At 64.0% G+C, this 2,071-nt stretch carries 1 protein-coding gene; it reads left to right on the plus strand.

The window, feature by feature from the left end; translation table 11 throughout:
- Positions 1-479, plus strand: a 479-nt coding sequence (locus PV350_RS46290; protein ID WP_500339273.1) for a transposase, incomplete at its 5' end; no start/stop codon positions are given.
- Between the last annotated feature and the right edge of the window lie 1,592 nt (positions 480-2,071).

The following is a 2,071-nucleotide window of genomic DNA, read 5'->3' on the forward strand; positions in this document are numbered from 1 at the left end:
ACGGCGGCAGCAGACGTCACCTGTCAGTGACCGCTCTGTGCTGCTACAAGCCCGGCGAGCGGCCGCGATTGGTCTTCCGGCACACCGGTGACCGGCGGGTCGACGGCCGCAAAGGCTTCTCCTGGAAGGACTTACGAGACCTTCTCACCGCCGCCCACACCAAGCTCGGCGGGCCGATCGTGCTGGTCTGGGACAACGTCGGCCTGCACCTCAGTCGCGCGATGCGCGCCTGGACCACGGCCCGGGACTGGCTCACGGTGTTCCAGTTGCCGGCCTATGCACCAGACCTCAACCCCGTAGAAGGAATCTGGCCCAGCCTTCGACGCACCAGCCTGACCAACATCGCCTTCACCGATTACACGCACCTGGTCAGCGCAGTCCGCCGGGGCCTACGCCAGATCCAGTATCGGCCCACCATCATCACCGGCTGCCTAATCGGCACCGGCCTCGCCACAAGCCCCGGCGACATCACGCATTAATCCTCAGTAGCGCCTGATATGGGGCATCGCGGTTGCTGCCTCATCGGCCGCCGCGCCGAGATGTCCTCCCAGGGTTTGGCACGTGACTTCGCAAAGCGCCGGATGACCTACTGCTGGGGCACCGAACGGTCCTCCCGCAGCCACGCCATCAACCGCCGCGCCTTGCTCAGCATCCAGTCCAGCTGCACCGGGCCGCACGTGACCTTCCGCGCGCCGCTCCTGTCCGGGCCATGGACTTCGAGGGATACGGCCACACACCCGTTCCACGCCCACCCGCACCGCGCTTACTCCGCCTCCGGACCGGCACCCGCCGTGGACGATACACGCAGCGGATAGGTTGGACAGTTTCTGGGCGGAGAGGAACCTGCTCAGTAGGGTTCTGCCAAGTGGCTTACTGGGCGGGTGCGGTTCTTGAGCATGTTGGGGTGTCTGGCACGTGCGGGCCCGCAGAGCGCGGCGAAAGCTGCGTGGTTGGCGATCGCCTAATGGTCGAGGCCGTCGTACTCCTCTCGCCGCCATGGCCGTCGGAAGCCTCGTTCACGAGCCGAACGGGAATGCCGATGACCTATTGGCTGTGATGTCTCCTTCGCATTCGTATCGACATCTGAGTCGGCGGCAGCCGGGCAACCTGGGCATGGTGAGTTCGATGACTTGGCGAGCCTTGACGCAGGGAAGAGTTTAGGACGACACGGGGCACGTTGCGCAGGCCTGCGTCGTGGAAGTGTTGCAGGACCGCTGCGTCTGCCGACACCACGCGACGGCTCGGTACCTGATCAGGTATCGGCAGTGCGTGCGCCGTCGACTTCGATCTCCCGAAGCACGGGTGCGGAGCACGCCGCGCGTACCCGCTGACCAGCATGTAGATGTCACGGCGAACAGCGTCTCAGCTGACGTGTCCTGCGTGTCCCGGCCCTGCGGCCGCACCCTCGACGGTGAGATTAGCGGCTCCGCGAGCTCCCACAGGACGTCCGGAACCAACTCCAGGTAACCGCCTCTTGAACAGCCCAACTTCTGCCTCACCACATGGGAAACAGGCTGCGGACGCATGAAAACCGCGGGTGCCGAGACCGCTGTCTTCAGGCTGCACCGCGAATGGCGTCTCCGTCCATGGGCATAGCTTCTGCCCGGTTATGCGTGGGCGAACCCTCTACACATCGGTGCGCCTGTGCACCATGAACCAGGGCTCACTACGAGGTCGAATGAGCGACACGAACCGCTTTCCACACCCTCAGGTCGTTTCGTTCCGTGTTGGAGTCTGAGGAAGCGGTGGGGACCAGCGAGAGATGTTGTAGCTGGAATTGGCGGTGAAAGATTACGTCGGTCAGTTCGGATCCAGTTACGAATGCTCTGGATCCACGGACCCGGGAGCGTTCTCCATCACGGACGGTAGCCGTGGTCCGATTACTGCCGACAACCCTGGCGTAGGCGGATTCGAAGTGATTGAGGTTGTCGCGTCGTGGATGGTCAGCAGGTAGGCCGAGTGCGGCCGTAGCCGGTCACGTCCGTGGGAGTGGTGTATCGACGGCCACTCGGTGATCTCTTCTTTGAGGCTAGGCGGTGAGTGTGGTGGGCAGGGCGGTGTCGTCGTTTCG

Origin of the sequence: Streptomyces sp. PA03-6a (assembly GCF_033792765.1) — a bacterium.
Lineage (GTDB): Bacteria > Actinomycetota > Actinomycetes > Streptomycetales > Streptomycetaceae > Actinacidiphila.